The organism is Luteimonas sp. MJ250 (genome assembly GCF_039548455.1).
GTDB lineage: Bacteria > Pseudomonadota > Gammaproteobacteria > Xanthomonadales > Xanthomonadaceae > Luteimonas.
Genome location: NZ_JBCLVB010000010.1, coordinates 116,040 through 140,094, shown reverse-complemented (window position 1 = coordinate 140,094; position 24,055 = coordinate 116,040). Strand labels below are relative to the sequence as shown.

General features: G+C 69.0%; 20 protein-coding genes and 1 pseudogene. 6 read left to right on the top strand and 15 right to left on the bottom strand.

The window, feature by feature from the left end:
- The first annotated feature begins 102 nt into the window (after positions 1–102).
- The 5 genes from WCE37_RS04275 to WCE37_RS04255 all read left to right on the top strand — a co-directional run bounded on the left by WCE37_RS04275 (position 103) and on the right by WCE37_RS04255 (position 9,922).
- A complete protein-coding gene (locus WCE37_RS04275; RefSeq protein ID WP_343278281.1) occupies positions 103–1,251 on the top strand; it encodes an acyl-CoA dehydrogenase family protein in 1,149 nt (382 codons plus the stop codon).
- Between the two features lie 302 nt (positions 1,252–1,553).
- A complete protein-coding gene (locus WCE37_RS04270) occupies positions 1,554–6,311 on the top strand; it encodes an NAD-glutamate dehydrogenase (RefSeq protein WP_343278658.1) in 4,758 nt (1,585 codons plus the stop codon).
- An 85-nt stretch (positions 6,312–6,396) separates the two neighbouring features.
- Complete coding sequence (locus WCE37_RS04265; protein WP_343278280.1) at positions 6,397–7,179, top strand: NAD kinase; 783 nt, start codon at positions 6,397–6,399, stop codon at positions 7,177–7,179.
- Positions 7,180–7,221: 42 nt separating this feature from the next.
- Complete coding sequence (locus WCE37_RS04260) at positions 7,222–8,130, top strand: 5'-nucleotidase (protein ID WP_343254361.1); 909 nt, start codon at positions 7,222–7,224, stop codon at positions 8,128–8,130.
- Between the two features lie 322 nt (positions 8,131–8,452).
- Positions 8,453–9,922 carry an NAD(P)/FAD-dependent oxidoreductase gene (locus WCE37_RS04255; protein WP_343278279.1) on the top strand — a complete coding sequence of 490 codons (1,470 nt, stop codon included), beginning with the start codon at positions 8,453–8,455 and terminating at the stop codon, positions 9,920–9,922.
- Here WCE37_RS04255 and WCE37_RS04250 read toward each other — a convergent pair whose 3' ends face one another.
- From WCE37_RS04250 to asnS, 15 genes and pseudogenes are all read right to left on the bottom strand, one after another.
- The gene (locus WCE37_RS04250) at positions 9,923–10,513 is read right to left on the bottom strand and encodes a DUF2939 domain-containing protein (RefSeq protein ID WP_343278278.1); all 591 of its coding nucleotides are present in this window, start codon (positions 10,511–10,513) and stop codon (positions 9,923–9,925) included.
- Between the two features lie 2 nt (positions 10,514–10,515).
- Positions 10,516–11,202, bottom strand: coding sequence for a DUF2461 domain-containing protein (locus WCE37_RS04245; protein WP_343278277.1), 687 nt, complete (start codon positions 11,200–11,202; stop codon positions 10,516–10,518).
- A gap of 95 nt (positions 11,203–11,297) precedes the next feature.
- Positions 11,298–12,740 (bottom strand): annotated as a pseudogene (gene sbcB / locus WCE37_RS04240) (exodeoxyribonuclease I); the annotation flags it as partial.
- Positions 12,741–12,816: 76 nt separating this feature from the next.
- A complete protein-coding gene (locus WCE37_RS04235) occupies positions 12,817–14,214 on the bottom strand; it encodes an NAD(P)/FAD-dependent oxidoreductase (RefSeq protein ID WP_343278276.1) in 1,398 nt (465 codons plus the stop codon).
- On the bottom strand, positions 14,211–15,503 hold the full coding sequence (kynU, locus tag WCE37_RS04230) for a kynureninase (protein WP_343278275.1): 1,293 nt from the start codon (positions 15,501–15,503) through the stop codon (positions 14,211–14,213). Before kynU ends, WCE37_RS04235 begins: the two co-directional genes overlap by 4 nt.
- 80 nt (positions 15,504–15,583) lie before the next feature.
- On the bottom strand, positions 15,584–16,609 hold the full coding sequence (locus WCE37_RS04225) for an amidohydrolase family protein (protein WP_343254356.1): 1,026 nt from the start codon (positions 16,607–16,609) through the stop codon (positions 15,584–15,586).
- Between the two features lie 55 nt (positions 16,610–16,664).
- Positions 16,665–17,213, bottom strand: a complete 549-nt coding sequence (locus WCE37_RS04220) for a 3-hydroxyanthranilate 3,4-dioxygenase (RefSeq protein ID WP_343254355.1) — start codon at positions 17,211–17,213, stop codon at positions 16,665–16,667.
- Between the two features lie 20 nt (positions 17,214–17,233).
- Positions 17,234–17,671, bottom strand: a complete 438-nt coding sequence (locus WCE37_RS04215; RefSeq protein ID WP_343278274.1) for a RidA family protein — start codon at positions 17,669–17,671, stop codon at positions 17,234–17,236.
- A 1-nt stretch (position 17,672) separates the two neighbouring features.
- Positions 17,673–18,335, bottom strand: coding sequence for a carbonate dehydratase (gene can, locus WCE37_RS04210; protein ID WP_343278273.1), 663 nt, complete (start codon positions 18,333–18,335; stop codon positions 17,673–17,675).
- A 44-nt stretch (positions 18,336–18,379) separates the two neighbouring features.
- Entirely contained in the window at positions 18,380–19,807 is a 1,428-nt protein-coding gene (locus WCE37_RS04205) for an aldehyde dehydrogenase (protein ID WP_343278272.1), read from the bottom strand.
- Between the two features lie 31 nt (positions 19,808–19,838).
- Entirely contained in the window at positions 19,839–20,651 is an 813-nt protein-coding gene (nei, locus tag WCE37_RS04200; protein ID WP_343278271.1) for an endonuclease VIII, read from the bottom strand.
- 4 nt (positions 20,652–20,655) lie between these two features.
- Complete coding sequence (locus tag WCE37_RS04195) at positions 20,656–21,441, bottom strand: SDR family oxidoreductase (protein WP_343278270.1); 786 nt, start codon at positions 21,439–21,441, stop codon at positions 20,656–20,658.
- Between the two features lie 34 nt (positions 21,442–21,475).
- The gene (locus tag WCE37_RS04190; protein WP_343278269.1) at positions 21,476–21,799 is read right to left on the bottom strand and encodes a hypothetical protein; all 324 of its coding nucleotides are present in this window, start codon (positions 21,797–21,799) and stop codon (positions 21,476–21,478) included.
- Positions 21,796–22,101, bottom strand: a complete 306-nt coding sequence (locus WCE37_RS04185) for a hypothetical protein (protein ID WP_343278268.1) — start codon at positions 22,099–22,101, stop codon at positions 21,796–21,798. Before WCE37_RS04185 ends, WCE37_RS04190 begins: the two co-directional genes overlap by 4 nt.
- A 4-nt stretch (positions 22,102–22,105) precedes the next feature.
- Entirely contained in the window at positions 22,106–23,506 is a 1,401-nt protein-coding gene (gene asnS, locus WCE37_RS04180) for an asparagine--tRNA ligase (RefSeq protein WP_343278267.1), read from the bottom strand.
- A gap of 93 nt (positions 23,507–23,599) precedes the next feature.
- Here asnS and WCE37_RS04175 point away from each other — a divergent pair, with 93 nt between their 5' ends.
- Complete coding sequence (locus WCE37_RS04175) at positions 23,600–23,941, top strand: iron-sulfur cluster assembly accessory protein (protein WP_343275696.1); 342 nt, start codon at positions 23,600–23,602, stop codon at positions 23,939–23,941.
- The last annotated feature ends 114 nt before the right edge of the window (positions 23,942–24,055 follow it).

The window sequence follows — 24,055 nt, the reverse complement described above, 5'->3', positions numbered from 1 at the left end:
CTTCCAGCCGGTGGACGCTCGAAGCCGCGCGGCGGGCAGGCTAGAATGGCGGCCTTGCCAACAGCGGCCGCGCGCGTGCGCGGCACGACTCAGGAGCCGCGCGTGGATTTCAGCTTTACCGAAGAACAGTTGATGCTTCAGGACGTGGCCCGTCGGATCGCGCAGGAAAAGATCGCGCCGAGTGCCGAACACCACGACCAGACCGGTGAATTCCCGCTCGAGAACATCCGCCTGCTGGGCGAGAACGGACTCATGGGCATCGAGGTGCCGGCCGAATACGGCGGCGCCGGGATGGACCCGGTGGCCTACGTGCTGGCCATGGTCGAGATCGCTGCGGCCGACGCCGCGCACTCCACCATCATGTCGGTCAACAACTCGCTGTTCTGCAACGGCATCCTCACCCACGGCACCGAAGAGCAGAAGCAGCTCCATGTGCGTGCGATCGCCGAGGGCCGTGAGATCGGCGCCTTCGCGCTGACCGAGCCGCAGTCCGGCTCCGACGCCACCGCCATGCGCTGCCGCGCCGTGAAGCAGGGCGACGGCAGCTATGTGGTCAACGGCAAGAAAAGCTGGATCACGTCCGGCCCGGTGGCGAAGTACATCGTGCTGTTCGCGATGACCGACCCGGACAAGGGCGCGCGCGGCATCACCGCCTTCATCATCGATACCACCCGCGACGGCTTCAGCCGCGGCAAGACCGAGCCCAAGCTCGGCATCCGTGCCTCGGCCACCTGCGAGATCGAATTCAACGACTACGTCGTCCGCGCCGAAGACGTGCTGGGCGATGAAGGCCAGGGCTTCAGGATCGCCATGGGCGTGCTCGACGCCGGCCGCATCGGCATCGCCAGCCAGGCCATCGGCATCGCCCGCGCCGCCTACGAGGCAACGCTCGAGTACGTGAAGGAGCGCAAGGCCTTCGGCCAGCCGATCGGCGCGTTCCAGATGACCCAGGCCAAGATCGCCGACATGAAGTGCAAGCTCGACGCGTCGCTGCTGCTGACCCTGCGCGCTGCCTGGGTGAAGGGGCAGGGCAAGCGCTTCAGCAACGAGGCCGCGATCGCCAAGCTCACCGCCTCGGAGGCCGCGATGTGGATCACCCACCAGGCGCTGCAGATCCACGGCGGCATGGGCTATTCAAAGGAAATGCCGATCGAGCGCTACTTCCGTGACGCCAAGATCACCGAGATCTACGAAGGCACCAGCGAGATCCAGCGCCTGGTGATTGCCCGGAACGAGACCGGGCTGCGCTGAGGCTTAGCGACCTGCAGCCCGTGGCGACAGCCTGCCATTGCCCGCGTACCGAGCCGATCGCCCAGACGGGCGGCGGCGCGGTGGCGGAACCCTGAAAAACCTCCCGGCCCGTGCCTTGTGCGCGGGCCTCATTGCATCCGGATGACGACATGACTGTTCGCAAGAAGGCCCCCGCAATCTCCAACGCTGCCGAAGACGCCAGGTCCGGCAAGGTGACCAGGGTCGGCAAGGCCGCCGGCAACGACGCCGAGCGCCGCGGTCGGCCGCGCGACGGCAGGCTGCTCGACCCGGTCCTGGCGGCCATGCGCAAGCGCGTGGGCAAGGCCGGCGGTGACGACGCGAGCGCCTTCGCGGCTGCCTTCTACGAGCGCATGGGCGAAGACGAGATCGGCGTGCACGAGGCCGACGGCTGGGCGGCGCTGGCGGCCGATTTCCTCGCTTTTCTCGGCAAGCGCAAGCCGGGCACGGCCAGCATCCGCCTGTTCAACCCGACCCTGGCCACCCACGGCTGGGAGACGCAGCACACCGTGTTGCAGATCGCCAACGACGACATGCCCTTCCTCGTCGACTCGGTGACCATGGCGCTCGCCGAGCTTGGAGTCGGCGTGCACGTGCTCGGCCATCCAGTGGTGTCGCTCAAGCGCGACCGCGGCGGCAAGCTGCAGGGCGTGGGCGAGGGCACGACCGAATCGCTGATGCACATGGAAATCGACCGCCAGTCGCCGGAAGGCTGCGCCCGCGTCGAGGCCGCCGTGCGCGGCGTGCTCGAGGACGTGCGCAGCATCGTCGCCGACTGGGCCACGATGCGCACGCGCATGGAACTGGTGGCCGAAGGCCTGTCCGATGGGCCGCTGCCGGTGTCCGACGCCGAGCGCGCCGAGATCCAGGCCTTCCTGCGTTGGGCCGCCGACAACCATTTCACCTTCTTCGGCTACCGCGAGTACGAAGTGGTCCGCAAGGGTCGCGACGACGTGCTGCAGGCGATCGACGGCAGCGGGCTCGGCCTGCTGCGCGGCCGCGACGTCGGCAAGCCGCGGCTGCTGCGCACGGTGGGCGCACAGCGCACCGACCGCACCGTCGAGCCGCTGATCCTGACCAAGACCAATGCCCGCTCCACGATCCACCGCCCGGGCTACATGGACTACATCGGCGTGCTCGGCTTCGACCGCAGCGGCAGCAAGGCCATCAGTGAAAAGCGCTTCCTCGGCCTGTACACGTCCAGCGCCTACAACCGCCGCCCCTGGGACATCCCGATCGTGCGCGACCGCCACGAGCAGGTCATGGGCGCGTCCGGCCTGGCCGACACCGGCCACAGCGGCAAGGCGCTCAAGCACATCCTCGAGACCCTGCCGCGCGACGAGCTCTTCCAGGCGTCCAGCGGCGAGCTGCAGCGGGTCGCCAGCGGCATCCTCGGCCTGCAGGAGCGCGTGCGCAGCCGCCTGTTCCTGCGCCGCGACCACTACGGCCGCTATTACTCCGTGCTCGCCTACGTGCCGCGCGACCGCTACAACACCGAGGTGCGCCTGCGCGTCGAGGCGATGCTCAAGGACGCGCTGGGCGCCGATCACGTCGATGCCAACGTCACCCTGGGCGAGTCGCCGCTGGCGCAGCTGCACATGCTGGTGCGCCCGCGCACCGGCGAGGCCATCGAGGTTGACGAGTCCGCGCTGCAGGCGCAGCTGACCGCGATCGTGCGCAACTGGCAGGACGACCTGCGCGAGGCACTGATCGGCGAACACGGCGAGGCCAAGGGCCTGGCGCTGGCTTCGGGCTGGGGTCGGGCGCTGCCCGCGCCCTATATCGAACGCGCGACCCCGGCGGTCGCCGCCGCCGACGTCGCCCAGCTCGATGCCCTGGCCGCCGCCGACGACCTGCGCCTGAGCCTGCGGCGCTCCGCGCTCCAGCAGCCGGGCGAGAGCGCGCTGCGGCTCAAGCTGTATCGCGCCGACCACGACGTGCCGCTGTCGGACGTGCTGCCGATGATGGAGAACATGGGCCTGCGCGTGATCGCCGAGCATCCGCACCGCCTGCTTGGCCCGGCCACCGGCGACGGCGGCCAGCGGGTGGTGTACATCCAGGACTTCGAGGTTGAAGTGCCCGGTGGCGCCGAGCCGGACGCGGCCGCGTTCGAAGAGGCGTTCGCGCGCATCTGGCACGGCGATGCCGAAAACGACGGCTTCAACCGCCTGGTCGCGGCCGCCGGCATCGGCTGGCGCGAAGTGTCGATGCTGCGCGGCTACTGCAAGTACCTGCTGCAGCTCGGCGTGCCGTTCTCGCAGAGTTACGTCGAAGAAACCCTGGTCCGCTATCCGCCCATCGCGCGCGGCCTGGTCGAGCTGTTCCAGGCCCGTTTCGATCCCGCCGCCGACAAGGGCCGGCCGGCCGCGATGGCCGCCGCCAACGCCGCGATCAAGGGCATGCTGGAAGGCGTCGCCAGCCTCGACGAGGACCGCATCCTGCGCGGCTTCGTGGGCGTGATCGAGGCCACGCTGCGCACCAACTACTACCAGGCCGGTGCCGAAGGCGCGCCGAAGGACTACATCGCCTTCAAGTTCGACTCGGCGGCGGTGCCGGACCTGCCCAAGCCGCGCCCCTACCGCGAGATCTTCGTCTGCGGCCCGCACGTCGAGGGCACCCACCTGCGCTTCGGCCCGGTGGCGCGCGGCGGCCTGCGCTGGTCGGACCGCCGCGAGGACTTCCGCACCGAGGTGCTGGGCCTGGTCAAGGCGCAGATGGTGAAGAACACGGTGATCGTGCCGGTCGGCTCCAAGGGCGGCTTCATCGTCAAGCGCCCGCCGGTGGGCGGCGACCGCGACGCCATGCAGGCCGAAGGCATCGCCTGTTACAGGCGCTTCATCAGCGGCCTGCTGGACGTCACCGACAACCTGTCCATCGACGGTGACATCCTGCCGCCGGCCGACGTGGTGCGCCACGACGATCCGGATCCGTACATGGTGGTCGCCGCCGACAAGGGCACCGCGACCTTCTCCGACATCGCCAACGGCATTTCCCGCGATTACGGCTACTGGCTCGACGACGCCTTCGCGTCGGGCGGCTCGGTGGGCTACGACCACAAGGGCATGGGCATCACCGCGCGCGGCGCTTGGGAGTCGGTCAAACGCCACTTCCGCGCGATGGGCATCGATTGCCAGAAGCAGGACTTCACCGCGGTCGGCATCGGCGACATGTCCGGCGACGTGTTCGGCAACGGCATGCTGCTGTCGAAGCACATCCGCCTGGTCGCGGCCATGGACCACCGCCATATCTTCGTCGACCCGAACCCGGATTCGGCGACGTCTTACAAGGAGCGCCAGCGCCTGTTCAAGGTGCCGCGCTCGAGCTGGGACGACTACGACAAGTCGCTCATCAGCAAGGGTGGCGGCGTGTTCCCGCGCAGCGCCAAGTCGATCGCGGTCTCGCCGGAAATGCGCGAGGCGCTGGGCCTGGCCGAAGGCACCACCGCGATGACCCCGAACGAGCTGATGTCGGCGGTACTGAAGGCGCCGGTCGACCTGCTGTGGAACGGCGGCATCGGCACCTACGTCAAGGGCGCGGGCGAGACGCACGCCGACGTCGGCGACCGCGGCAACAACGCCATCCGCGTCAACGGCGGCGAGCTGCGCTGCCGCGTCGTGGGCGAGGGCGGCAACCTCGGCATGACCCAGCGCGGGCGCATCGAGGCCGCGCAGGCGGGCGTGCTGCTCAATACCGACTTCATCGACAACTCCGCGGGCGTGGACACCTCCGACCATGAGGTCAACATCAAGATCCTGCTCACGGCGCAGGTGCAGGCCGGCAAGCTGAAGATCGACGAGCGCAACAAGCTGCTCAAGGCCATGACCGACGAGGTTGCCGGCCTGGTGCTCAATGACAACTACCGCCAGAACCAGGCGATCAGCCTGATGGAGCGGATGAGTGTGCCGCGCCTCGGCTCCAAGCAGCACTTCATCCGTACCCTGGAGTCGCAGGGCCTGCTCGACCGCCAGATCGAATACCTGCCCAGCGATGCCGAGATCGCCGACCGCAAGGCGCGCAACCAGGGCCTCACCCGGCCGGAACTCGCGGTGCTGCTGTCGTACTCGAAGCTGGTCGCTTTCGAGCAGCTGCTCAATTCCGACATCCCCGAAGATCCGTACCTGTCGCGCGAGCTGCAGCGCTACTTCCCCAAGCCGCTGCAGGCGAAGTACGCCAAGGCCATGGAGCAGCACCGCCTGAAGCGCGAGATCATCGCCACCGCAGTCACCAACTCCACCATCAACCGCATGGGCGCGACCTTCCTGCTGCGCATGCAGGAAGACAGCGGGCGTAGCCCGGCCGAGGTTGCCAAGGCCTATACGGTCACCCGCGAGACGCTCGAGGCGCGCTCGCTGTGGGCGCAGATCGACGCGCTCGACGGCAAGGTGCACGAGTCGGTGCAGATCGACGCCCTGCAGGTGATCTGGGCGCTGCAGCGGTCGTTCACCCGCTGGCTGCTGGCGCGGCCGGGCGCGCTGCCGACCATCACCAGCGCGGTCGACCGCTACCACGACGGCTTCCAGGCGATCCACGCCGGCGAGGACATCCTCACCGCCGCGCAGCGCCCGGCCTACGAGCAGTCGCTGGCCGACTGGCGCGCCAAGGGCGTTCCGGACGCGCTCGGTGGCCAGCTCGCGGCGCTGCCCTACCTCGAGGCCAGCCCGGACATCATCGAGCTGGCGCGCGAGCGCAAGCGCAAGCCGGTGGACGTGGCGCGCGTGCACTTCCGCCTGGCCGACGCGCTCAACCTGCCGTGGCTGGTCCAGCAGATCGATTCGCTGGCGGTCGACGGCCGCTGGCACGCGGTGGCCCACGGTGCGCTGCGCGACGAGCTCGCCGCCCAGCACCGCGCCCTGGTCGCGCAGGTGCTGTCGATGCCGGGCCGCGATGCCGACGCCAAGGTCGCGCAGTGGATCGGCCGCGACGATGCCGCGCTGAAGTTCACGCTGGGCATGCTCGACGAACTGGCCGCGCAGAAGACGCTCGACTACCCGACGGCGTCGGTGGCGGTGCGCCGGCTGGCGCAGCTGGCCAGCGCCAGCTGAGGCAGGCGGGCGATCGACCGGCCTGTCCGCGCGAAGACCGCGCGGACAGGCGTCATCGGCAACGCCTGCGGGGTATGCTCCGGGCATGACCGGATCGCCGCGCATCGCCTTCCTTGCCAGTACCGCCCCGGAGGCGCAGGCCGCGCTGGCGCAGTTCACTGCGCGCCACGGCCAGTGCGAGCCGGGCGAGGCCGACATGATCTGCGCGCTCGGCGGCGATGGCTTCATGCTGCAGACGCTGCATCGGCACGGGGCGCTGGCCAAGCCGGTGTACGGCCTGAAGCTGGGCAGCGTGGGCTTCCTGATGAACCACTACCAGCGCGGCGACGTGCTGCCCGACCTGATGGCGCGGCTCGAAGCCGCGGAGCCGGCGGTGCTGCGGCCGCTGGAAATGATCGCCGCCACCGAATCGGGTGCCAGCGTCGGCTCGCTGGCCTACAACGAAGTCTCCCTGCTGCGACAGACGCGGCAGGCCGCACACGTCTCGATCGAACTCAACGGCCAGGTGCGACTGGACGAGCTGGTCTGCGACGGCGTGATGCTGTCAACGCCCGCCGGCAGCACCGCGTACAACTATTCCGCGCACGGGCCGATCCTGCCGCTCGGGTCCAGCGTGGTCGCGCTGACGCCGATCGCACCGTTCCGGCCGCGGCGCTGGCGCGGTGCACTGCTCAAGGCCGATACGGTGGTGCGCTTCCGCGTGCTTGACCCGTACAAGCGGCCGGTCAGCGCCACCGCCGATTCGCACGAGGTCCGCGACGTGGTCGAGGTCACGATCCAGGAGTCGCGCGAGCGCACGGTGACCCTGCTGTTCGATCCCGAGCACAATCTTGAAGAGCGCATCCTGAGCGAGCAGTTCGAGACCTGACCGGTCTCGCCCCCTGCGACCGCCATCGCGCATACTCGGCGCATGCCTTCCGATGTCCTGCCGCCGCTGACCGTTGCCATTTCCTCCCGGGCGCTGTTCGACCTGGAGGACAGCCACGCCCTGTTCGAGAGCGACGGCATCGCCGCCTACGCCGAGCACCAGCGCGCCAAGGAGGACGAGATCCTCGATCCCGGCATCGCCTTCCCGCTGGTGCGCAAGCTGCTGGCCTTGAACGAAGGCGCGGCAGCCGATGCCCCCAGGGTCGAGGTGATCCTGCTGTCGCGCAACTCGGCCGACACCGGGCTACGGATCTTCAACTCGATCCAGCACCACGCGCTGGCGATTTCGCGCGCCACCTTCACGTCGGGCGAGCCGACCTGGCCCTACATCCGGCCCTTCGGCGCGCAGCTGTTCCTGTCGGCCAACCCGGATTCGGTGCGCGCAGCGCTTGAGAACGGCGTGGCCGCGGCGACCATCCTCCCGGCGAAGGCGCCCGCGCACCGCCATGACCAGCTGCGCATCGCCTTCGATGGCGACGCGGTGATCTTCGGCGACGAGGGCGAGCGTGTCTCGCGCGAATCCGGCATCGAGGCCTTCCACCTGCACGAAGTGGAGCGCGCGCGTGAGCCGCTTTCCGGCGGCCCGTTCCGCGGTTTCCTCGACGCGCTGCACCACCTGCAGGCGGCGTATCCACCGGGCGAGGCGTCTCCCATCCGCACCGCGCTGGTGACCGCGCGCTCCGCGCCGGCGCACGAGCGCGTGATCCGCACGCTGCGCGAATGGGGCGTGCGCCTGGACGAGGCGCTGTTCCTCGGCGGGCGCGCCAAGGGCCCGTTCCTGGACGTGTTCGGCGCCGACATCTTCTTCGACGACTCGTTGCACAACATCGACTCGGCACGCATGCACGTGACCACGGGGCATGTGCCGCACGGGGTCTCGAACGCCGGTTGAAGCCGCGACCTTGGCGGCTGTGCGTGCGTGTTATAATTGCGCGGCATTTCGTGCAGATGACGGAAGATCGCGTCTGTTTCGATGATCTTGCGCGTGCCGTCGAAGGGGTTCCGCGGCCCGTGTCCATGTCCGGCATCCGCCGGGCTCCGGGTGGCCTCCATCCGGCATTCCACGATTTTTCGCGCGGTCCGCCGCGTGTCGCCCGCAGAGCGGGCCTTCGCACGCCGGTCGGCGTGGTTTCCATCCCCGGCCGGTGCTTCGCGCTTTTCGCGCGCGGGTACGCTCCGGTTGGGCGTGCCCCTGACAGGAGATGACAAACCACATGACCCAGCGTATCGCCGTACTCGGCGCCGGCCCCAGCGGCCTGGCCCAGCTTCGCGCCTTCGATGCCGCCCGCCGCGCGGGTGCCGAAGTCCCTGAAATCGTCTGCTTCGAGAAGCAGTCCGATCTCGGGGGAATGTGGAACTACACCTGGCGCACCGGCCTGGACCAGCACGGCGAGCCCGTGCACGCGAGCATGTACCGCTACTTGTGGTCGAACGGCCCGAAGGAGTGCCTGGAGTTCGCCGACTACAGCTTCGAAGAGCACTTCGGCCGGCCCATCGCGTCGTATCCGCCTCGGCCGGTGCTGCGCGACTACATCATGGGGCGGATCGAACGCAGTGGCTTGCGCGACCAGATCCGCTTCAACACCGCCGTGCATTCGGTGGAATACAGCGAGGACACCGGCAAGTTCACCGTCACCGTGCGCGAGCTGGAGGAAGACCGCATGGTGAGTGAGGAGTTCGACTGGGTGGTGGTCGGCACCGGCCATTTCTCCACGCCCAATGCGCCCGCGTTCGAAGGCCTGTCGCAATTCCCGGGCCGCGTGCTGCATGCGCACGACTTCCGTGACGCCTGCGAATTCACCGGCAAGGACCTGTTGCTCGTCGGCAGCAGCTACTCGGCCGAGGACATCGGCACCCAGTGCCACAAATACGGCGCGAAGTCGGTGACCTTCAGCTACCGTAGCGCGCCGATGGGCTACGACTGGCCCGAAGCCTTCAGCGAGCGTCCGCTGCTGCTTCGAGTGGAGGGCAACACCGCGCATTTCGTCGACGGCAGCAGCCAGGAGGTCGACGCGATCATCCTGTGCACCGGCTACCAGCACCACTTCCCGTTCCTGCCCGATGAACTGACCCTGCGCACCGGCAACCGTCTTTACCCGCAAGGCCTGTACAAGGGCGTGTTCTGGATCGACAACCCGAAGCTCATCTATCTCGGCATGCAGGACCAGTACTACACCTTCAACATGTTCGACGCCCAGGCGTGGTTCGCGCGCGACGTGATCCTCGGGCGCATTCCACTGCCGGACGCCGAGGCCATGCGCGCCGACAGCGCGGAATGGTTCGCACGCGAGAACGCCACGACCGGCGCCGACGAAGACATCGACTTCCAGGCCGCCTATGTGCGCGACCTCGTCGACCGCACCGACTATCCGGAGTTCGCGATCGAAGGCGTTGCGGAGATGTTCAAGGAATGGCTGCGCGACAAGCAGGCGGGCATCCTCGACTACCGCAACAGGAGCTATCGCTCCGCCATCACCGGCACCCTCGCACCGCCGCACCACACGCCGTGGATGGAGGCGATGGATGATTCGCTGGAGGCATTCCTCGGGCAGGGCGAAGCGCAGGACGCGGCGCGCGGCAAGCCGCGAAACGCTGCCGTGGCCGCGCCGCCTGGCGTAATCCCGAACCTGCGTCCGGAACGCGCGCCCGTGCCCGTTCCGGAGTTGTTGCGCGAGTCCGCCTGATCAGTTCCGGCCGCCGGGTGCCGCCGTTGGCGGGGCATCCGGTGCCGGCAGGCGGATCTCCGAAAGTCGCCAGCGCGTGCCATTGCGCGTCAGCACCAGCACCAGTTCGCTGCGGTCGTCCAGCGTGACTGTGGCCGACATGCGCGAGAGCGACTCGAAGCGCAGGCGCGGATCAGGAATCGGGTCCGGCTGCGCGCCGGTGTCGCTGCGCGTGGGCGGCGGGATGCCGCCGACCCGGTTCCAGACCTTGCGGCCTTCCATCAGCGCACCCAGTCCGGCCGGCGTCACCATCGCGTCCACCAGCCCGCCCGCCAGGCCCGTGGCCACGGTCAGGCCGAAGGCGGCGAACGGACCCGACTGCGCCTCGGCACCGGCTGCGCGCACGATCCGGTCCTGCACCTGGGGCTTGAGGCTGGTGCGCAGCGCCGGGAAGTCGACGTGGCGCGCCAACGCCCGTGCATCCTCGGTCTTCACCGCCTGGCGGATGCCGTCAATGGTGCGCCATGGGCCGCTGCCGACCCAGGCCAGCAGCGCGAGCAGCAGCGCGGCGACAGCCCAGGGCAGCCAGCGAAGGTCGCGTCGGGTCGCCATCGTCAGAACTCCAGGTCCAGCGCTGCGCAGAGATAGTCGACGAAGGGCGCAAGGTCGTGCAGGTCCTTCGCCAGCGTCTGCCGCAGGCGTGGTCCGGTCACGATGGCGTCGTCGAGCGCGCGCCACGCAACGAAGCTGCGGTGCCGCAGGTCGTCGATGAATTCGAAATCGGCGGGAAAGCCGCGCGGCGGGCGCACCAGCATGTCCCCGTCGTCCAGCGCATAACGGCGCTTGAATGCGGGCGCGTGCGCGGCGGCCCTCCAGCCGGCAGGGTTGTCGACGATGAACTGGCGGAGCTGGCGCAGCACGGGCGAATCCGGCCGCCAGATCCCGGCGCCGACGAAGCAACCGCCCGGCTCGATGTGCAGGTAGTACAGCGGCGATGCCAGCTCCTTGCGCCTGGCATGGAACAGCCGTGCGCCCTGCCATGTCTTGTAGGGCCGCTTGTCGTTGGCGAAGCGCGTGTCACGCTGGATCCGGTACAGCGATCCGCCGACCGTGCGCGGATCAGCGCGGAACTGCAGGCTCACCTCGGCCAGGTCGGGCTGGAGCTCGGTGATGAGCTGCTGCAGGGGCGCGCGCACGTGCGTTTCGTAGTCCTTCTTGTGCTCATGGAACCAGGGGCGCGCGTTGTTGCGCGCCAGGGCGCGCAAAAAGCGGAAGGTCCTGTCGCTGAAGTAGGCGCTCATCGGTCTGCAGGGTTGTCGGGCGTCGTGAGAATGTCGCGGCTGCCGTTTTCGTTGTCGGAGCCGGCCACAGCCGCAGAGGGTGCGCTCGCGGCAGCCAGGTCGTCCGCCAGGTCGCGACCCCAGCGTTCCAGTCGGTCGAGGAGGGCGACGCGCTCGTCGCTGCCCGCATGTTCGCCGCGCAGGCGCGCGATGTCGGCGAAGTAGTCTTCGAAGACGCATTCCGACAGGCTCGCGTCGTCGCACAGGCGCCGGCGGCGGTAGTCGTCCCAGCGCAGCCGTTCGGCAGCTTCAAGGGTGTCGGGCCAGTTTCGGGCGCGGTAGCGGAACAGAAGCTCCGGAAGCCGCGGGTCCTGGAAGCCGAAGTCACGCGTTCCGAGCTCTGCGGCCGGTGTGGCCCGTACCCTGGCCAGCCGGGCCTTGTCGCCATCGCCGATGAAGCCGTCGTAGAGCGCGGCATCGACGTCGGGAGGCGTGCGGTCGCCATCGCGGTCGCCGGCGTAGACGCGACGGACCTTTTCGGCAAGCTCGGGGCCGTGGGCGCGAATGCGTTCCACGCGCGCTTCGGCGACGTCGCGATCGATGCCCAGGCGGTCGAAGTCCGGCGCCCGGAGGTGGTCCCATTGGACCAGCGCCGGGCACTTGTTGGTGTGGATCTCCTTCAGCGGCACCCGGGCCACGCCTTCGGGAAGGTCCGCAGAGCGCACGTACAGGCGCGCGGCAATCTCTTCAGGCGACAGTGACAACAGCGCGTCGGGCTCGGTGTCGAGGTCGTAGACGATCATCCGCGTGCCGATCCGGGGATGCACCGCGATCGGCACCACCGCGGCGGCGCACATCCGCGCCGCTGGATAGCGCTGCGAGACGTGCAGCAAGGGTGTCATCGCGATCGGGTCGAGCATGCCGGCGACATGGCGCTTGTTGCGCAGCGCAAGCGCGTACTGCCAGAGCCGCGGCTGCGCATCGCGGAACAGGCGCGCCAGGCCGATCAGCGCGCGCACGTCCGACAGCGCTTCGTGGGCATCCCCGGTGCGCACGCCGTTGGCCTCGGCCAGGTGTTCGAGCTTGAAGGAGGTCGCGCCGTCTTCGCGCGTGGGCCAGGTGATGCCATCGGGCCGCAGCGCGTGCGCGAGCCGCATCACGTCGAGCAAGTCCCAGCGGCAGTTGCCATTGCGCCACTCGCGCTCATAGGGATCGTGGAAGTTGCGAAACAGTCCATGGCGGACGAATTCGTCGTCGAAGCGCAGCGAGTTGTAGCCCAGCGTGCAGGTGCCGGGGTGACCCATCTCATCGACGATGCGGGCGAAGGCTTCGGTCTCGGACAGGCCCGTGGCCAGCGTGTCCTGCGGCGCCAGGCCGGTGACCATCGAGGCACCGGGCGAGGGCAGCAGGTCGTTCGCAGGACGGACCAGGAAGTCGATCGGCTCGCCCAGCTCGCGCAGCTCCACGTCGGTACGGATGGCGGCGAACTGCGCGATGCGCGTCCGCCGCGGATCGGTGCCCCAGGTTTCGAGGTCGTAGAAGAGGAAGCTGTCGCTCATGCCTCGGGGACCTCGTTGCACACTGTGGGAGCGGCGATCGCGGCGGTAGCCGCTTCGCAGGTGCTTGCGGTCGCGGTCACGGAGTGTCCTCCAGCGGAGGGAGCACACGCTCGACCACCGGGTCCAGGGCCGGGAGGTCGATCTGTTCCAGCGTGGAAAGCCCGCGGGTCGCGTCCTCCAGGATCTGTCGCTGGACTTCGCCGCGCTCAAGCGCCAGCGAGTAGGGGATGCGCATGAAGGTGACCATCGCGTAGTGCGGGATGAAGCGGGTCGGGTGCCGCGCCTGCAGCGCCAGCTCCAGTTCCCGCTGGAGCAGGAAATCCGGGTCGTCGACCAGATCGCGCATCTCGATGTAGTTGTCGAGCGCCATGCGCTGGATCGCCACGGCGTCGGGCATGCGCTCGGCTTCGAAGGCGGCATAGGCCTCTGCGAGGTCCGGCGAGGCATCAAGCTGCGTCGCCAGGGCCACGCAGTCCTCGAAGGCGCAGTTCATGCCCTGGCCGTGGAAGGGCACCATCGCATGCGCGGCGTCGCCGATCAGCACCGCGTCGCCGCCTGCATGCCAGCGGTCCAGGTACAGCGTGCCCAGGCTTCCGATCGGGTTGGCTTCGAAGTCGTGCTCGAGCTCCGGGATCAGGGGCAGGGTGTCGGCAAAGTCGCGCGCGAACAGGGCGCGCGCGCCGGTGGCATCGACCACGGTCTCGAAGCTCGGGTCGCCGTGGCCTTCGTCCTCCATCGCCATGAACAAGGTGACGGTGAACGTGCGCTCGTCGTTGGGCAGGGCGATGCACATGTAGCGGCCGCGCGGCCAGATGTGCAGCGCGTTGGGTTCGATGCGGAAGTCGCCGTCGGCGGCGGGCGGGATTTCCAGCTCCTTGTAGCCGTGGCCGAGCCATTCGGTGCGCTCGCCGAGGTCGCGGTGCTGCTGCATCTGGGCGCGCAGCGTGGAGCCGGCGCCGTCGCATCCGATCAGGGTGTCGAATCCCACACGATGGAGCTCGCCGTCGCCGCGGTAGAAGGCGCGTCGCGCAGCGAAATCCACGGCCTCGAGGCGGCGGTCGAAGTGCAGTCCGGCACCCGCGGCCTCGGCGGCGTTGATCAGGGTGATGTTGAGCTCGCCGCGGCTGACCGACCAGATCACTTCGCTGTCGTCGCGGCCATAGCGCTGCAGCTGCGGCGTCCCTTCGAGCGGATGCACCATGCGTCCGCGCATCATCACCGCCTGTGCCAGCACGTCGCGGTCGGCGTCGGCGGCGCGCAGCGCGTGCAGGCCGCGCTCGGCCAGGGCCAGGTTGATCGAACGCCCGCCGGCGAAGCCGTGCACGCGCGGATCGCCGCGGCTCTCGTAGACATCGACCTTCCAGCCGCGCTGGGCGAGCAGGGTGGCCATCAGCGCGCCTGCGAGCCCGGCGCCGACGATGGTGGCTTGGCGCTGTCGCTGCCCGGCGCTGCTTGCGGACGTTGCGGTGGTCACGCGCGGCCCTCGCGCCAGGCCTCGGTGGCGCGCACGAAGCGCAGCACGTCGGCATGGCTGTTGTACATCGGGGCCGGCGAGATCCGGATCACGTCGGGCTCGCGCCAGTCGCCCAGCACGCCCTGCGCGGAGAGCGACTCGAACAGCGAGCGACCGGCGTCGCGGCCCCGGAGTCCGCGGCCTTCGAGCACGCGCAGGGACAGCTGGGCGCCGCGCTGCGCCGGATCCCGCGGCGTGACGATGTCCAGCGATCCCGACAGCCGCTGCTCGATCAACGTTTCCAGGTAGCCGGTCAGCGAGCGCGATTTCTTGCGCAGCGCGTCGATGCCGATGCGATCGAAGAGCTCCAGCGACGCGCGCAACGGTGCCAGGCCAAGGATCGGCGGATTGCTGAGCTGCCAGCCATCGGCCCCCGGCGTCGGCTCGAACTGCGGCTCCATGCGGAAGCGCGTCGCCTCCTCGTGTCCCCACCAGCCGGCGAAGCGCGGGCGGTCGGTACGCGCGTGGCGCGCATGCACGAAGCAGCCGGCCACCGCACCAGGCCCCGCGTTCATGTATTTGTAGTGGCACCAGACCGCGAAATCCGGGCCGTCGTCATGCAGGCGCAGCGCGAGGTTGCCGGCGGCATGCGCGTGGTCGAAGCCCACCACCGCGCCGGCGGCGTGCCCCAGGCGCGTGATCTCCGCGACGTCGAAGGCCTGCCCGCTGCGGTACTGCACGCCCGGCCAGAGCACCAGCGCCAGGCGCGGCCTGTGCTGCTCGATGGCGCCCGCGATCGCCTCCATCGAGAAGCGACCCTCCGGCTGGTCCGGCTCCAACTCGATCAGGTCCGTGGCCGGATCGAAACCGTGGAAGCGCAGCTGGGACTCCAGCGCATAGCGGTCCGACGGAAACGCGCCTGCCTCCATCAGGATCGCGGGCCGTTGCTTCGTGGGGCGGTAGAAGCTGACCAGCATGAAGTGCAGGTTGGCGGTGAGCGAATTCATCGCCACCACTTCTTCGGGCTCCGCGCCGACTACCCGTGCCAGCGGCTCGCGCAGCAGCGCGTGGTAGGGCATCCACTGCGTGGTGCCGGTGAAGTGCGCCTCCACCGCCTCGGCGGCCCATTTGTCGAGCACGTCCTCGACGTGCGCCCGCGCCGACTTCGGCTGCAGGCCCAGTGAATTGCCCACGAAGTAGGCCTGCTCGCCATTGCCGTGCCGCGGCACGTGGAACTCCCGGCGCAGCCCGCGCAGCGGATCGGCGGCGTCGAGCGCTTCGGCATGTTGGTCGGTGTACTGGTCGGTCATTTGAAAGCCTTTGTTGCCACGGATTCGCGCGGATGCACGCGCATGGGCGAAAGCAGCGGGTTGGAAGGGCGAACTTCAGTTCAAGCAAACCTCGACGCCGGCAGCCCCAGCCATTCCAGGGCGGTGCCGTGGTAGAGGCGGGCCTGGCCGGCAGGGTCCAGTTCGAGCGCGTCGATGCCGGCGCCGGGGTGCTGTTCGCCCAGCGGGAACGGATAGTCGGTGCCCAGCATCACGCGCTCGATGCCGCAGGTGTCGATCAGGTATTCCAGGGCCTTCGAGTCGGCGACCCAGGAGTCGAAGTACAGGCGCGACAGGTACTCGCGCGGGTTGCGCGGGTTGTCGGTGGCCACCAGGTCCGGGCGCATGTTGAAGCCGTGCTCGATGCGGCCGATGGTGTACGGGAAGCTGCCGCCACCGTGCGCCATGCAGATCTTCAGCTTCGGCAGGCGTTCGAGCACGCCGCCGAACACCAGCGAACAGGCCGCGCGCGACTGCTCCGCCGGCATGCCGACCAGCCACGGCAGCCAGTATTTGGGCATGGTGTCGGTGCCCATCATGTCCCAGGGGTGCACCAGGATCGCGGCGCCAAGGTCGGCGGCGGCCTCGAAGAACGGAAACAGTTCCGGCGCGTCCAGGTTCCAGTGCGTGTCGGCCGAGACCTGGACATGCGAGCCGACCTGCACGCCTTGCAGGCCGAGTTCGTCGATGCAACGCTCGAGCTCCTGCACCGCCAACCGCGGCGATTGCAGCGGCACCGTGCCGATGCCGGCGTAGTGGCGCGGATGCGCGCGGCAGGTCTCGGCCATGTGGTCGTTGAGCGCCTGGTGCAGCTCCAGCGCCTGGTTGGGCCTGGCCCAGTAGCTGAACATCACCGGCACCGTGCTGATCACCTGCACCTGGACCCCGAAGCGCGCGTAGTCGTCGATGCGCTCCTGCGCGTCCCAGGTCTTGGACCAGATCTCGCGGAAGAAGCGCCCGTCCTTGTAGATGCGGTGGCGGCCGTCCTCGGTGTGGTGGATGACGGGGAAGCGCTCGTCACCGTACTTGCGCGCGAGGTCGGGCCAGTCGCGGGGAAGGTAATGGGCGTGGATGTCGATCTTGAGCAAGCGGCTGTCCTCGGGCGATCGCGGCCATGGCCGCTCCCACGGTGGGCTGGGCGGATCAGGTGATGTCGGCCTGGGAGTCGGCCTGCATTTCGTAGCGCGTCGGGCGCGGATTGAGGTGCCCACAGGCTCTGCACGTGCGCAGTTCGTCGGAGCGGTAGAAATTCTCGAACACGCGGAAGAAGTCCTGCTCGATGTCTTCGAGGTGGAAGAATTCCTCGTACACCTTCTCGTTGCAGGCCTCGCAGAACCACATCAGGCCGTCGTCCTCGTGCGCCAGGCGCCGGCGCTCGATCACCAGCCCGATCGAGCCTTCGGCGCGCTGCGGCGAGTGCGGCACGCGTGGCGGCAGCAGGAAGGTCTCGCCGGCACGGATCGGCACGTCGCGCACCTTTCCGTCCTCCTGGATACGCAGCACCATCTCCCCTTCGAGCTGGTGGAACCACTCCGGGCCCTCTTCCCAGTGGTAGTCGGTGCGCGCATTCGGCCCGCCGACCACCATCACGATGAAGTCGCCGTCGTAGATGCACTTGTTGCCCACCGGCGGCTTGAGCAGGTGGCGGTTGTCGTCGATCCATTTCTGGAAATTCAAAGGTGCAGGGATCATGTCGGTCTCCCGTGGAAGCTTCAGTCGCGCGCCGGCGACAGGGCCGCCACGCACTTCAACTCGATCGCGATCGGCGTCGGCAGCGCGGTGATGCCGAGCGTGGTGCGGCAGGGCGCGGTGGCGATGTCCGGGAAGTGTTCGGCCCAGACCGCGTTGTAGGCCTTGAAGTCGCGTGCCATGTCGGTGAGGTAGACGGTCACGTCGACCAGGTCCTCCCAGCGCGCGCCGCTGGCTTCGAGCACGGCGCGGACGTTGGCGAACACGGCGTGGGCCTGTGCGCTGATGTCGTGATCGCGCACGCGACCGTCGGCGGAGTAGTCGTTGCCGGGAATCGCGTCAGTGGCCGGGTCGCGCGGGCCGATGCCCGAAAGGAACAGCAGGTCGCCGACGCGGCGCGCATGCGGATAGGCGCCGACGGGCTTGGGCGCGGCATCGGCGCGGACCGCCTCGCCGGGCATCTCAGCGGTCCTCCCGGTCGTCGCGGATGCGCTCCAGCGCCGGTTCGTACTGTTCCGGCAGCGCGGCGGCCGAATCGATCGACAGGCCGAGGTCGTGCACGCGGCCGTCGCGCAGCGAATACACCCAGGCGTGCACGGCAAGCTTCTGCCCGCGTGCCCAGGCCTCGCGGACCACGGTCGATTCGCAGACGTTGATCATCTGTTCGAGCGCGTTGAGCTCGCACAGGCGGTCGTGGCGGATGGCGTCGTCGTCGATCGCCTCGATGATCGCGCGGTGCTTGTGCTTGACATCCTTGACGTGGCGGATCCAGTTGTCGGCCAGGCCCACGCGCTGGCCGGTGAGCGCGGCGCCGACGCCGGCGCAGCCGTAGTGGCCGACGATCAGGATGTGCTCGACCTCGAGCACGTCGATCGCGTACTGGATCACCGACAGGCAGTTGAGGTCGGTATGCACCACCACGTTGGCGACGTTGCGATGCACGAAGACCTCCCCCGGGTTCATGTCGATGATCTGGTTGGCCGGCACGCGCGAATCGGAGCAGCCGATCCACAGGTACTTCGGCCTCTGGATCTTCGACAGCCGGGTGAAGAAGCCGGGGTCTTCGGCCTCGACGCGTTCGGCCCAGATGCGGTTGCGTTCGAGGAGGTCGTGCAGTCTGTGCATGGGAATCCGTGGTGCGGGGAAGTGGTGCGAAAGAAGGGCGGCGCTCAGGTCGCGATGCAGACGTTGCGCGGTTCGGTGAAGAAGCGCATGGCCTCTAGGCCGCCTTCGCGGCCCAGGCCGGACTGGCCCATGCCGCCGAAGGGCGTGCGCAGGTCGCGCATCAGCCAGGCGTTGATCCAGACGATGCCGGTGTGCAGCTGCGCGCCGAAACGGTGCGCGCGCGCGAGGTCGCGGGTCCAGACCGAGGCCGCGAGACCGTAGTCGCCGGCATTGGCCAGCGCCAGCGCATGGTCGTCGTCGTCGAAGGGCTGCAGGGTGGCGACGGGCCCGAAGATCTCTTCCCGGTTGCTGGCGCAGTCGGGACCCAGGCCCTCGATTACCGTGGGGGCCACGAACCAGCCCGGGCGATCCAGCGCCACGCCGCCGCACAGCAGCTGCCCGCCCTCGTCGCGGGCGCGCGCGATCGCGGCCACCACCTTGTCGAAGTGCACCTGCGAGACCAGCGGCCCGAAGTTGGCGTCGCTGTCCATGGGATCACCCGGACGCAGCGCCAGCGCGCGCGCCACGAAGGTGTCGCGGAATTCGGCGTACACAGCGCGCTCGACCAGGATGCGCGAACCGCACAGGCAGATCTGGCCGCTGTTCTGGAACGCGGAGCGGACGATGGTGTCGATATGGTCGCGCCAGTCGCTGTCGGCGAATACAAGCGTTGGATTCTTGCCGCCGAGTTCCAGCGACACCTTCTTCAGCAGCGGCCCGGCAATGCCGGCGATGCGCTTGCCGACCGCGGTGCTGCCGGTGAACGAGATCGCCTTGACCGCTGAGTGGCGGACGATCGCTTCGCCGACCTCGGGGCCGCCGCCGTGGACCACGTTGAGCACGCCCGGCGGCAGTCCGGACTCCAGCGCAAGGTCCGCGAGCATGGTCGCGGTCGCGGGCGTGACCTCGGAAGGTTTGGCGACCACGGTATTGCCCGCGGCCAGCGCCGGCGCGATCTTCCAGGTGAACAGGTACAGCGGCAGGTTCCAGGGTGAGATCGTGCCGACCACGCCCAGCGGCTGGCGCAGGGTGTAGTTCAGGCCGGCTTCGCCGTGGTGCGATTCGCTGGAGAACTGCGTGGCCGCGTGGGCAAAGAAGCGCAGGTTGGACACTGCTCGCGGGATCTCTGCGTCGCGGGCCAGGGCGAAGGGCTTGCCGCCATCGCGGGCTTCGGCATGGGCGAAGTCGTCGGCGCGCGCCTCAAGGGCCGCGGCCAGGCGTTCCAGGTGCTGCGAACGTTCGCTGTTGCGCAGCCCGGACCAGGCGGGGAAGGCGTCGGACGCCGCACCGACGGCCGCGTCGACGTCGGCTGGAACGCCGTCTGCGACTTCGGCATACGCCCGGGCGGTGGCCGGGTCGAATACTTCGCGCCAGCGCCCGCTGGGGGCGGCGTCGCGGGTGCCGCTGCCGATGACGTGCGTATAGCGTCGCATCCCGCAAGCTTACCCGCGCCGGCCGAAACCGTCAGGACTGGCAGCGCGGGCAGAGGTACAGGCGGCGCGAGCCGACCATCTCCCGCTCGATGGCGCTGCCGCAGACGGGGCAGGGCTCACCTTCGCGGCCGAAGACCAGGAAGCGGAAGCCTTCGGCGGTGTCTGTCAGGTAGTCGTCGCGCATGCGCTCGGCCGGCGCGATGCCGCGGGTGGCGTAACTCAGCCGGGGGATGTCGAGCAGGGCGGCCGCCAGGCGCGCGATGGCGGAGGCGTCGAGCTCTTTCGGCCGCCGCCCGGGGCGCAGGCCGGTCGCGAACAGCACTTCCGAACGCAGGTAGTTGCCCATGCCGGCAAGGAAGCCCTGGTCGAGCAGCAGTCCGCCGAGCGCGCGGCCGCGGAAGGCCGGCGACTGCAGGCGTGCGGCCACGACGGCGGCATCCAGCGCAGGGTCGAGCACGTCGGGACCCAGGCCCTGCAAGAAGGGGTGTGATTCGACCTCGTCGCTGCGCCACATCGACACGTCGGAAGCGGAATACAGCAGGATCGCGCAGCGGGCCGTTTCCAGCGCCACGCGCAGCGAGCGCTTCGTGGCCGGGCGTTCGCCCGCGGCCGCGACCTTCCATACGCCGTACAGCTGGTTGTGGCTGTACATCGTCCAGCCTTGGTCGAAGCGGGTCAGCATGGCCTTGCCGCGCGCGGTGATCGATTCGATGCGATGGCCGACCAGCTCGCGCTCGAAACGCTTCAGCTCCGCAAACGCGAACTCCACGCGGACCAGCGGCTTGCCCACCACCGCCGCGGCAAGGCGGTCGGCGGCGCGGCGGATCTCCGGGCCTTCAGGCATGCCCTCAGATCGAGGCCATGCGTCCGCCGTCCACCGCAAGGCTGACGCCGTTGACGTAGGCCGCGGCCGGCGAACACAGGAAAGCGATGACCCCGCCGGTCTCATCGGCGGTGGCGAAGCGGCGCGCCGGGATCGCGGCCTCCATGTCGCGGCGGATGTCGTCCTCGCTGCGGCCTTCCTTGCCCGCGCGATCGCTGATGATCTGGCGGATGCGCCCGGTTTCGGTGAAGCCCGGCAGCACGTTGTTGACCGTGATGCCCTCGGCCGCCAGCTCGCGCGACAGGGTCTTGGCCCAGGAGGCCACCGCGCCGCGGATCGTGTTGGACACGCCCAGGCCCGCGATCGGTTCGCGTACCGAGGTGGAGACGACGTTGACGATGCGGCCCCAGCGCGCCTCGCGCATGCCTGGCAGCACCGCCTGCAGCAGCACCTGGTTGGCGAGCAGGTGGCGGCGGAAGGCCTCCTCGAAGGCCGCCAGCGGCGCGTCGGCGACCGGGCCGCCCGGCGGGCCGCCGGTGTTGTTGACCAGGATGTGCACGGGACGCCGGGCGACCACTGAGGCCACGGCCTTTCGCAGGCCATCGGTGTCGGCGCTGTCGGCCACGGCCAGGCGATGTTCGCGGCCGTCGCCCGCGGCGAGCCCGTCGATCACCTCGCACAGCACATCTTCGCGGCGGGACAGCACGGTGACGCTGGCGCCAAGCGCGGCGAGTTCCACCGCGGTGGCGCGGCCGATGCCTTCCGAAGCGCCGCAGACCAGGGCATGTCGCCCCTTGAGATCGAGATCCATGCTGTTCTCCGTTGAAGCCGTGGGGATGTGCCGGTCAGGCGTTGCCGCCGCGCAGCGTCTGCACCATGCCGGCCTGCAGCACGCCGTCGTCGTCGCCCTGAGGCGGCGCCAGTTCGTCGAGCAGGAAGCCGCGCTCGGCCGCGTCCCCGGCGTCGAGGCCATCGAGGGCGATGAACTCGGCGTCCATCAGCATGGCGCGCGCGGTGTCCTCGCTGTCGTAGACCAGGGTATTGCCGTCGCTGTCGAGGACTTCGGCGGTGCCCGCTTCGCGCACGCGCAGCCGCGCCCAGATGACGATCCGGCCAAGGCTTGCCAGCCACCATTCGTCGCGCTGTCCCGCGTCCGTCGGGCCGGTCATGACAGCGCCACCGACCACAGCCACATGATGGCGGCGCCACCCAGGCCGAAGATCACCGTCGACAGCGCGATGCGCGCGGGCGTGGCCAGGCCGGTGAAGGTCGGGTCGCGCGTGTCGCGGTATTCGCCGCCGAGCAGCCACCACATCACCGCGGGCTTCAGGAAGGCACCGTCGCCCAGGCGTTCGCGCACCGCGGGGTGGCGGTCGCGCAGGTGCACCAGCGACAGCGGCCAGAAGATGATGTAAGCGCAGGCGCCGGCGATGGCGACGCCGACGAAGCACAGGGCGAAGAAAAGGAGCACGGCCTCAGTACTCCGCGGTGCCGGGCGCGCGCGGGTAGGGGATCGCGTCGCGGATATTGGACAGGCCGCAGACATAGACCAACAGGCGCTCGAAGCCGAGGCCGAAGCCGGCATGCGGCACCGTGCCGTAGCGGCGGAAGTCGCGGTACCAGTCGTACAGCTCGCGATCGAGTCCGAACTGGTCCATGCGCGCGTCGAGCACGTGCAGGCGCTCCTCGCGCTGCGAACCGCCGATGATCTCGCCGATGCCGGGCGCCAGCACGTCCAGCGCAGCGACGGTTTTCCCGTCATCGTTCAGGCGCATATAGAAGGCCTTGATGTGCTCCGGGTAGTTGGTCACCACTACCGGGCGGCCGACGTGCTGTTCGGTCAGCCAGCGCTCGTGCTCGGTCTGCAGATCCAGGCCCCATTCGACGGGGAAGTCGAACCTGTGCCCGGACTTCTGCAGCAGGGTGATCGCATCGCTGTATTCGATGCGTTCGAACGGCGCGTTGACGAAGCCCTCCAGGCGCGTGATCGCGTCCTTCTGCACGCGTTCGGCGATGAAGGCCATGTCGTCGCCGCGCTCGTCGAGCACGGCGCGGAACAGGTATTTCAGGAACTCTTCGGAGATGCGCGCGGTGTCGTCGAGGTCGGCGAAGGCGATCTCCGGTTCGATCATCCAGAACTCGGCCAGGTGGCGCGTGGTATGGCTGTTCTCGGCGCGGAAGGTCGGGCCGAAGGTATAGACCTTGCTCATCGCCAGCGCGAAGGCTTCGACGTTGAGCTGTCCGGAAACGGTGAGGAAGGTTTCCTTGCCGAAGAAGTCGCGGCTGAAGTCGACCGCGCCGTCCTTGCCGCGCGGCAGGTTGGCCATGTCCAGGGTGGAGACGCGGAACATCTGCCCCGCGCCTTCGGCGTCGGAGGTGGTGATGATCGGGGTGTTGACCCAGAAGTAGCCGTTCTCGTGGAAGTAGCGGTGCGCGGCCTGCGCCAGGCAGTGGCGGATCCGGGTGACGGCGCCGAACAGGTTGGTGCGCGGGCGCAGGTGTGCGACTTCGCGCAGGAACTCCAGCGAATGCGCCTTGGGCTGGATCGGATAGGTTTCCGGGTCGTCCACCCAGCCGACGACTTCGATCGCGGTGGCCTGGATTTCGAAGCCCTGGCCCTGGCCCTGTGACGCCACCAGGGTGCCGGTCGCGATCACCGAGCAGCCGGCGCTGAGGCGCTTCACTTCGTCCTCGTAGTTGGGCAGGGTGCTGGGCGCAACCACCTGGACGGGCGCGAAGCAGGAGCCGTCGCTGACGTTGACGAAGCTCAGGCCCGCCTTGGAGTCGCGGCGGGTGCGCACCCAGCCGCGGACCGTGACTTCGCCGCCGGCGGGCAGCTTGCCCGAGAGCGCATGTTCGACGCTGACCACCGTCATGCCTTGAATCCTTGGGGAGGGGACCGATACTTGTTGGGCAGTTTACCGGACCTGTCACCGGGCGTATCCGCCCTTCGGAGTACAATCGACGCCATGGCCATCACTCTTGCTCCTGCCGCCCTGGAACGCGTGAAGGGCTATCTCGCTTCGGCACCCGATGCCCTCGGGCTGCGCTTCGGTGTGCGCCGTACCGGTTGCTCCGGCTGGGGCTACGCGGTGGACCTGGCGCGCGATGAGCAGGCCGGGGACACGGTGTTCGAGCAGGACGGGGTGCGCATCTTTGTCGATGCCGACAGCCTGGAGCTGGTCGACGGGACCGAGATGGACTTCCTGAAGCAGGGTCTGAACGAGCAGTTCACGTTCAGCAATCCGAAAGCGGCGGCCGAGTGTGGCTGTGGCGAGAGCTTTACGACGGACGCTGACAAGGCGGCCTGAGGGAGTTTCGGGGCTGGGCCTGGATTCCTTGATCGCTGATCGCTGAGTGCTCGTTGCGGATTCGCCGGGGCAGAGGGTGGGCGGGTACTCCGCCGGCGTCGCGGTGGAGCTGCT

Bases quoted from the DNA above. Each gene is read 5' to 3' on its own strand.
- WCE37_RS04205 (WP_343278272.1), bottom strand. From the start codon at position 19,807: ATGCGACGCTATACGCACGTCATCGGCAGCGGCACCCGCGACGCCGCC.
- can (WP_343278273.1), bottom strand. From the start codon at position 18,335: ATGCACAGACTGCACGACCTCCTCGAACGCAACCGCATCTGGGCCGAA.
- WCE37_RS04190 (WP_343278269.1), bottom strand. From the start codon at position 21,799: ATGACCGGCCCGACGGACGCGGGACAGCGCGACGAATGGTGGCTGGCA.
- WCE37_RS04260 (WP_343254361.1), top strand. From the start codon at position 7,222: ATGCCTTCCGATGTCCTGCCGCCGCTGACCGTTGCCATTTCCTCCCGG.
- WCE37_RS04215 (WP_343278274.1), bottom strand. From the start codon at position 17,671: ATGCCCGGCGAGGCGGTCCGCGCCGATGCCGCGCCCAAGCCCGTCGGC.
- WCE37_RS04175 (WP_343275696.1), top strand. From the start codon at position 23,600: ATGGCCATCACTCTTGCTCCTGCCGCCCTGGAACGCGTGAAGGGCTAT.
- kynU (WP_343278275.1), bottom strand. From the start codon at position 15,503: ATGACCGACCAGTACACCGACCAACATGCCGAAGCGCTCGACGCCGCC.
- WCE37_RS04270 (WP_343278658.1), top strand. From the start codon at position 1,554: ATGCGCAAGCGCGTGGGCAAGGCCGGCGGTGACGACGCGAGCGCCTTC.
- WCE37_RS04265 (WP_343278280.1), top strand. From the start codon at position 6,397: ATGACCGGATCGCCGCGCATCGCCTTCCTTGCCAGTACCGCCCCGGAG.
- WCE37_RS04220 (WP_343254355.1), bottom strand. From the start codon at position 17,213: ATGATCCCTGCACCTTTGAATTTCCAGAAATGGATCGACGACAACCGC.
- nei (WP_343278271.1), bottom strand. From the start codon at position 20,651: ATGCCTGAAGGCCCGGAGATCCGCCGCGCCGCCGACCGCCTTGCCGCG.
- WCE37_RS04255 (WP_343278279.1), top strand. From the start codon at position 8,453: ATGACCCAGCGTATCGCCGTACTCGGCGCCGGCCCCAGCGGCCTGGCC.
- WCE37_RS04245 (WP_343278277.1), bottom strand. From the start codon at position 11,202: ATGAGCGCCTACTTCAGCGACAGGACCTTCCGCTTTTTGCGCGCCCTG.
- WCE37_RS04250 (WP_343278278.1), bottom strand. From the start codon at position 10,513: ATGGCGACCCGACGCGACCTTCGCTGGCTGCCCTGGGCTGTCGCCGCG.
- WCE37_RS04195 (WP_343278270.1), bottom strand. From the start codon at position 21,441: ATGGATCTCGATCTCAAGGGGCGACATGCCCTGGTCTGCGGCGCTTCG.
- asnS (WP_343278267.1), bottom strand. From the start codon at position 23,506: ATGACGGTGGTCAGCGTCGAACATGCGCTCTCGGGCAAGCTGCCCGCC.